At 65.0% G+C, this 7660-nt stretch carries 9 protein-coding genes; 6 read left to right on the top strand and 3 right to left on the bottom strand.

The window, feature by feature from the left end; all coding sequences use genetic code 11:
- On the top strand, positions 1-899 hold an 899-nt coding region (locus tag EOA36_RS20435), incomplete at its 5' end, for an exodeoxyribonuclease VII large subunit (protein WP_281040069.1).
- 4 nt (positions 900-903) lie between these two features.
- Positions 904-2022, top strand: a complete 1119-nt coding sequence (locus EOA36_RS20440; protein WP_127279163.1) for a P1 family peptidase — start codon at positions 904-906, stop codon at positions 2020-2022.
- Between the two features lie 55 nt (positions 2023-2077).
- Here the strand turns inward: EOA36_RS20440 and EOA36_RS20445 are convergent, their stop codons facing one another.
- Positions 2078-2329, bottom strand: a complete 252-nt coding sequence (locus EOA36_RS20445; protein ID WP_015316487.1) for a DUF768 domain-containing protein — start codon at positions 2327-2329, stop codon at positions 2078-2080.
- Positions 2330-2729: 400 nt separating this feature from the next.
- Positions 2730-3419, bottom strand: coding sequence for an SDR family NAD(P)-dependent oxidoreductase (locus EOA36_RS20450; RefSeq protein ID WP_127279164.1), 690 nt, complete (start codon positions 3417-3419; stop codon positions 2730-2732).
- 32 nt (positions 3420-3451) lie between these two features.
- Between EOA36_RS20450 and EOA36_RS37335 the strand changes: the two genes are divergently transcribed.
- The gene (locus tag EOA36_RS37335) at positions 3452-3619 is read left to right on the top strand and encodes a hypothetical protein (RefSeq protein ID WP_167531258.1); all 168 of its coding nucleotides are present in this window, start codon (positions 3452-3454) and stop codon (positions 3617-3619) included.
- Between the two features lie 84 nt (positions 3620-3703).
- On the opposite strand, the gene EOA36_RS20455 is transcribed toward EOA36_RS37335, so the two are convergent.
- On the bottom strand, positions 3704-4705 hold the full coding sequence (locus EOA36_RS20455) for an isopenicillin N synthase family oxygenase (protein ID WP_245464414.1): 1002 nt from the start codon (positions 4703-4705) through the stop codon (positions 3704-3706).
- On the opposite strand from EOA36_RS20455, the gene EOA36_RS38370 reads away from it, so the two are divergent.
- The 3 genes from EOA36_RS38370 to EOA36_RS20470 all read left to right on the top strand — a co-directional run bounded on the left by EOA36_RS38370 (position 4598) and on the right by EOA36_RS20470 (position 7651).
- On the top strand, positions 4598-5074 hold the full coding sequence (locus EOA36_RS38370) for a hypothetical protein (protein ID WP_245464415.1): 477 nt from the start codon (positions 4598-4600) through the stop codon (positions 5072-5074). The genes EOA36_RS20455 and EOA36_RS38370 overlap by 108 nt on opposite strands.
- Before the next feature lie 189 nt (positions 5075-5263).
- Entirely contained in the window at positions 5264-6325 is a 1062-nt protein-coding gene (locus tag EOA36_RS20465; protein WP_127279167.1) for a hypothetical protein, read from the top strand.
- A gap of 33 nt (positions 6326-6358) precedes the next feature.
- Complete coding sequence (locus tag EOA36_RS20470) at positions 6359-7651, top strand: hypothetical protein (RefSeq protein ID WP_127279168.1); 1293 nt, start codon at positions 6359-6361, stop codon at positions 7649-7651.
- Positions 7652-7660 lie beyond the last annotated feature (9 nt).

The raw sequence follows: 7660 nt of genomic DNA on the forward strand, positions 1-7660 counted from the left end.
AGGTCGATCAGCGTCCAATCGGTCTCGTCGCCGATGTGCGGGCGCCAACACCGACAGGCGCGGCCGAAATCGCCGTACCGGTGAAGGCGGACCTCGAAGCGACGCTGGCCAGCCTCGGCGCACGGCTCAAGGCAGCCGTCCTGCGCAATTTCGAGCGCAAGCGGCAAGCAACACGTGCAGCAGCGCGTGCGCTGCCTTCGCCCGATCAATTGCTGGCGCTGCCGCGCCGGCGCCTCGACGAAGCGACGTCGAGGCTCGGCCGTGGCCTGATGGTTTCCACCGAGCGCAAGCGGGCACGATTCTTCGCCGTAAAATTGACGCCGGCGATGCTGTCGCAGCGGATTGCCGAGGCGCGGCGCACCAACGACCGTAATCTTTTGCGTGCGCAACGGGCGCTGCGTACTCTGGCGAGAAGCCGGCGGGCGGAACTCAATCGTGCAGCGGATCAGTTGCCAAAATGCGCCAAGGCATCGCTGCAACGGCACAGGCAGCAACTGGCTTTGCTGCAGGGCCGCATCACGATCGAGCCGACAGCACGGCGGCAACGTGTTCATAGAGATTTGCTGACCGCTTTGACGCGACGCGGCGGCCAGGCGATGCTGCTTAGGCTGGAGCGGTTGCGCGGCCGCATCATCCAGGCCGACCGGCTGATGGCGACGTTGTCGCACAAGGCCGTCCTGGCGCGCGGCTTCGTGCTGGTGAAGGATGCCGACGGCGCCGTCATCAAGCAGGCCGCGGACGTGGCGTCGGGTATGGCGCTTTCGCTGGAGTTCGCCGACGGCACTGCCGATGCGGTGGCAACCAGCGGCGCGGCGCGGCCAAAGCCCGCCGCCAGGCCCGCGGCCAAGGCCCCAGTTGCCAAGACGAGAGAACCCGGCAATCAGGGATCCTTGTTCTAAGAGCATGACCGACAATCCGCACCATCTGGCAACACCGTCGGGCAAGCCGCGCGCGCGAAGCTTCAATATCGACTTCGACGGCACGCCTGGGCCGTTCAATGCGATCACCGACGTGCCGGGGGTCGCGGTCGGCTATACGACGCTGATTTCAGGCGATGGTGCGCTTGTCGTCGGCAAGGGACCGGTGCGCACCGGCGTGACCGCCATCCTGCCCAGGCCTCGCGCCGAGCTGGCGACGCCGGTCTTCGCCGGCATCTTCAGCCAAAACGGCAATGGCGAGCTGACCGGCTCGCACATCATCGAGGAAACCGGTGCTTTCAACTTCCCGATCACCATCACCAACACGCATTCCTGCGGTGTTTCGCGTGACGGCACGCTGCGCTGGATGAACCGGGTGCTGCCGGCCGCGATCGACAGCGCCTGGGGTTTGCCGGTGGCGGCGGAGACCTATGACGGGTTTCTCAACGACATAAACGGCCACCATCTGACATCGGAGCATGTCACCGAGGCGCTCGACGGCGCGGCCGGCGGACCGGTCGAGGAAGGCAGCGTCGGCGGCGGCACCGGCATGATCACCTTCGGCTTCAAGGCAGGCTCGGGCACGGCATCGCGCATCGTCGCATGGCAGGGGCGCACCTACACGGCCGGCGCTTTCGTGCAGTCGAATTTCGGCAAGCGGCACAATTTCACGATGCGTGGCCGGCGCGCCGATCCCGAACTCACCGAACCAGCGATCCGCGAAGCCACGTCGCGCGCGGAAAAGGGTTCGATCATCGCCGTCATCGCCACCGACGCGCCGTTCCTGCCGCACCAGATGAAGCGGCTGGCACGGCGTGTGCCGCTCGGCGTCGCCATGACCGGCGGCTTCGGCTATCACAGTTCGGGCGACATCTTCCTCGCCTTCTCGACGGCCAATCCCGCCGCGGCGCTGGGGCTGTCTGGCCGCATCGCCAGCGCCGATTTCATTCCCGACGCAGACATCGACCCGTTCTTCGACGCGGTGATCCAGGCGGTGGAGGAATCGATCCTCAACGCCCTGGTCGCCAATGACGACATGACCGGCCGCGACGGCAATTTCGTGCCGGCGCTGCCAAAGACGTGGTTGAAAGAAAAGTTCGGCTGAGACGAAAACGCGGGCCGAACGGCCCGCGCTTTCAGACAGGATTGTCCCTGAAAATCTATTCCGCGGCCTTGCTGGAAGCCTGCTGGTTTTCGTCCGCCTCGGCAGCTTCCTCGAGCCGGGAAGCGATCAATTCCTGGATGTCGCCGACTTCCTCCTGGATGTCCTCCAGCGGTATGCCGACCTCGGCTGCCTTGGCGGCGCATTCGCGGGCCAATGTCTCGGCCTGTTTCTCGATCCTGGCGTGGGACTGGCAATGGACCTTTTCACCGATCCATCCCCGCAAGAACTCGATCGCATGTTCACTCATACTGCTTTTCCCTGGCGGCAAAGCCGGTTGGTAATCATAAACGTCGGCATCCCGCAAAGGATGCATGCTCCCATTCCAGCCGAGTCGCGGCCAGCCGGCAAGCCAATGCCGTCCAGGGTCCACAGAGCCGAAGGAAATCGAGGGGTGAAGAACATTTTCTGATTCTGAAGGACTGTACCGTTGGCGGGATCTGCCCGCTCCGAGCAATTGCTTCTACCTTTTACGGCTTCCAGTCCGTTTCGTATCTCAATGGCTGTCGCTGCAGCCGCCTTATGACGTTACGCTTCAAGGCGCGAGCCATCGAAGCCGCCGCTATATAGTGACATCCTCATGCGATGTCGACTCTCCTCAAGGCCTGTGCACACGAGCCATGCAAAGGTCGCATGGATCGCTGATGCGGTCAGAAGTTTTCGACCCATGGCCTGAGCTCCATTTCCCAGGTCCAGGCGCTGCGGTGCTGGCGGTGGATGGAGAGATAGGCCGCGGCGATCGCATCCGGCGACAGCCGGCGGTCCTGCAGCTCGGACTCCTGTCCAGACGCGGCCGAGGCGATGGCCCCGTCGATGATGAAATGCGCGACGTGAATGTTCTTGGGCGCCAGTTCACGGGCCATGGATTGCGCCAGCCCGCGCAATCCGAATTTGGGCATGGCAAAGCCGGCAGACCCGGCGAACCCCTTCACGCTTGCCGTCGCGCCGGTGAAAAGGATCGACCCCGAGCCCAAGGCCAGCATCCGGCGGGCCGCCTGCTGAGCCACCAAGAACCCACCATAGGCCCCGACCAATAGCGCCTGACGGACCGCCTCGGGATCGAGCTCTGCTATCGGGCCGCGAGCGCGGCCGCTGGCGTTGAAAATCACGAGGGAAAGCGGGCCAGCCTTGTCGGCGACATCAAACAGCTGCTCCACCGAGGCCGGATCCGAGACATCCGTCGCCACGGCTTGCGCGCCGGCTTGCGCCTGCAATGCACCGAGCTTCTCGATATTTCGAGCGCCCAGGACGATTTGGAACCCTTCCCTGGCGAGAAGACGCGCCAGCGATGCGCTCAATCCAGAACCCGCTCCGGCAATGACGGCGACATTGGATGTCATGTGACCTCTCCTTCTTCCACTGATTGCAACGGTTGGCGCATGCCGAAGTCTGCCGGATCAACGCCGCACCGGCAACGCGCAAGGCGGAAAGAAAAATGGCCGGGCGCGAAACGCCCGGCCAAAAGAAGGTCACAACCTTCAGAGGGGAACACCGTTCAGCGAAATGGGAGGAGAACACCGAACGGATTTTTCTCTTTTGAACCGATCTTCACGCAGATGCGACGAACGATTTTCCAAAATCAGCCGGGACTGCAAAAAATCCATTCGTTCTTGTGGCAACAGGCTCAACCCGCTCCGGTTTCCGGCTCAAGCAGGTCGGCGTAATGGCGGCGCGCGACGTCGGGATGCGAGCGCAGCCGGCTTTTCAGCACATTGGTTCCGACATCGCGAAACAGCGGATTGTCCGGATCGCTGGCCGGCCCGCGCGCCTGCGTCGCCAATTCCTCGGGGAGTTCGAGCAGCGGTATCGTCGCATCGAGTTTGGCGCTGAAGAAGAACGGCACCGAAATGCGTTCAATGCCGGCGGGCGGCGTCACGACGCGATGCACGGTCGCACGCAAATAGCCGTTCGAGGCCAGCTCGAGCAATTCACCGATGTTGACGACGAGCGTGCCGGGAATGGGATCCACATCCACCCAGCTGCCATCATAGTCGACCTGCAGCCCCTTATTGTCATCCTGAAGCAACAGCGTCAGGAAACCGCCATCCTTGTGCGCGCCGACACCTTGATCACCGCCGGTCGCCTCACGGCCCGGATAGCGCACGATCTTCATGCGGTGGTTTGGCTGCTCACGGTAGATCGGGTCGAAGGCATCCTCTGGCTGGTCGAGCGACAGCGCGAAGGCTTTCAAGAGCCTGATGGCCACCCCTGTCGCCTTGGCCTGCCATGCCAGCAGGGCGGGTTTGAGTTCTGGCAACGCAGCCGGCCACTGGTTCGGCCCCTGCAGCCGCGTCCAGGCGGGAATTCCGGGGCCTTGCGCTATGGGCTGGCGCTCGACGCCGATATCGAGCTGTTCGCGCCAGTCGGCCTTGCCCTTGGTCAGCTCGCCGCCGGCGCGCGTATAGCCGCGGAACTGCGAGGACTTGACCATCTCGATCGCGAGCTTGTCGGCCTCGGCCAAGGCAAAGAAGCGGCGGGACGCGGTGAGCACCTCGCTGATCTCGGCCCAGGAGATCCCGTGTCCGGCCAGGTAGAAAAAGCCGATGTCACGCGAGGCGGAGCGGAGATCCGCCAGAAATGTCCGACGTTCCGATGCGCCTTGCTCAAAGCGGCTCAAATCGAGCACGGGTACTATTCTGGGCATATCAGGCTCCTTTACCGGTTTCCTTCCGCCGCCAATGCCTACAAGTCTCATCGACTCCCCCTTGCCCGGAAAGAAACTATTGGCCCTTCAAAAGCCATCGCGACGAATAATTTTCCACGCCGCGCAGGCGATATGATGATGATCGTGATCACGGCAGGAGATATGGCCGAACTGAGAAGGGTGTTGCGTTGCGGTAAAGACGAGGAAGACTTCCCAACCTTATGGCGAGCCTGGCCGGCGACGGCGGCTTTCAGCATGCCGCGAAGTATTTATGGGCCTTTCTCCAATTTTTGGCGCTTCACGTCAGATATCAGCCGTAAATCCGTTTATAATAAAATTATAGTAAAATAATACTCGCAATATATTTGTTTTAAGCACAAAATTCCGCACCTGAATAGTCGCCGATACTGACGACCATCTTCGAGCTACCCAGTCCTGCCGACTTGAGGGCGATCACTTCAGGGGGGACTATCCCGACCGGCGTTAATCGCTTTGGTCCCGCTCTCCTGAGGGGCCGATCGCTCAAGAGGAGATCTCGAGATGGACGGGTATGACGAATCGATGTTCGACGACCTAGCCTTTGATGAAGCGGAAGGCCCCGCCGACAGCTATGACGAATTCGACGAAATGGACGAAGGCGACGGCTTCGAAGGTGCCGATGAAGGCGACGAGGGCGACGAGTATGACGCGGGCGACGAGTACGAGGCTTCGAGCTTCGACGAGATGGACGCCGGCGACGAATTCGATGAAGGCGACGACTTCGACGAGAGCGACGATTTCGACGAGGGCGACGATGACGGCTGGGACCAAGCGCTGGGCTTCGCGCTCGCGGCTGAAGACAGCGACGAGTTCTTCCGGCGCATCGCCCGCGGCATACGCGGCGCCGTGCGCACCGTGCGGCGTGCCGCTCCCACCATCGGCCGCATCGCCCGCGCCGTGGCGCCGGTCGCCAGCCTCATCCCAGGCTACGGCACGGCAATTGGCGGCGTCGCGAATGTCATCGGCCAGCTGATGGCGGACGAAGCCTCGGAGGACGAAGCGCTCGACGCCTTCGCCGAGCTCGCGGTGCGCAATCGCGCCGCCATCCCGCTGGTCGCGGGGCTCGCCGCCAGACGCGTGCTCGGCCCCGCCGCCGCCCGCATGCCGGCGGCCGCCCGCATCCAGGCGGTGCGCACCGTGCGCCGCGCCGCCACCCAGCTCGTCAACCGTGGCGGGCCGACCGCGATCCGCGCCTTGCCGCGCATCGCCAACAGCGTGCGCCGCACGGCGGTCACCCGGCGCACCCCGGCTTCTGTGCGGCCAATGGTGCTGGCGCGCACCGCGCGCCGTGTCGCGGCACGCGGGCATGGCTTGCGCCGGCAGCTGACGCAGCCCTTGCAGAGAGGGCGGCGGATCGTGCGCCGCACGGCCGCGGCGGTCCGCTCCGGCATGGCTCCGGCACGCATCCTGGCGCGCGCCGCCGGGCGGGCGCTCGGGGGAATGGGCGGCATTGGCGGTTGGACCGGTGGGTATGCTCCGGGCTATGGCCAGGGCCAGGGTTCCGGGCGCCGGCGGCGCATCGTCATCCGCGGTCCGGTCAGCATCACCATCCGGCCCAACTGAAACCCTCTCGGTGCAACCAGAAGGATCGTGGCGATGCGCACGGGTTCTTCGACCAGGCGGTTCCTGGACACCAAGTTGCGGGCGCTGAAGGCGCGCGCGCAGCGCCTGAACCGGCTGACGCCGCGGCGCATCGGGCTGCGTCCCGAAGACCTGCCCTATGCGCCGTCGCGAGCCCATTTCCACGCCGCCAACCGGCGGCTGGCCGCCATCGGCAACGCCATCAATCGGCAGATCGCCGTGATCGAACGCGGCTGGCCGCCGGCAACGGCGCAGGCGGCTCTCACCCAGATGGCGTTGCTCGACCGCAGCATCGACCGGCTGCGCCGCAGCTTCGGCATGTTCTTCGAGGTGATGTCGCAGCGCGGCTCGGGCTTCGCGCCGGCGCTGGCCGCCCATGACGCGATCGCGATGGACTGTTATACCGTCGTCCGCGCGGCCTTGCCCGGCGTCTTCGCCGGCCCGCTGCTGAAGCCGCTGACCTATATGGAACACGGCTATTCGCCGGCGACGCAGCGTCGTGGCGTGGCGCTGGCGCGGTTGCTCGGCGACAGCAATCCGTTCCCGGTGATCCGCGTCCCCTGGGACCGCGACAATCCCTGGCAATCGGTATTCCTGCATGAGGTCGCGCATAATCTGCAGGCCGATATGGGCTTGTGGCAGGAGAACGCGCAGGCGGTCGGCAACCGGCTAGCCTCGATGCGCTTCGATCCGCTCGTGGTGACCATCCTGCGCCGCTGGCACAAGGAGATTTTCGCCGATCTGGCGGCGCTGCTGCTCGGCGGCACGGCGTCGGTCTGGGGCATGATGGAGTTCCTCGCCCATCCCGGCGCGCGCGCCTTGACCTATCGCCCCGGCGGCGCCCATCCGACCGGCTGGATCCGGGTCCTGATCCTGACCGAAATGCTGCGCCGCATGGGCTTCGCGGCCGAGGCGGCGCGCGCGGAACGCGTCTGGCACGCGCTCTACAATCCGTCGCGCGGCCACAGGCTGCCTCCGGTGCTGCTTGCGTCGGTGCCGCGCCTCATCCCGGCGGTGGTCGACGAGATCGCCTACCAGCCTCGGCGGGGGCTGGGCCAGCACGCGCTGGCCGATGCCATTCCATTCACGCGCGCCGACGAAGCCCGCATCCGGCGCGGCGGAATCCAGATCGCGGCGGGGCGAGTACCCGACCTGCCGCCACGCTTTCTTGTGTCGGCCAGCCGTTTCGCGCTGGAGGCCGGCGCCGAACCGGACGCCATTGCCAAGCTCGTCATCAGGAACCTGGCCCAGCGCCAGGCAAACCGACGACCCGCCGCGCAACCGTCCCCAGCCGCACTCGTTGCATGAGGTGAGATG

The organism is Mesorhizobium sp. M8A.F.Ca.ET.021.01.1.1 (assembly GCF_003998025.1).
Classification (GTDB): Bacteria; Pseudomonadota; Alphaproteobacteria; order Rhizobiales; family Rhizobiaceae; genus Mesorhizobium.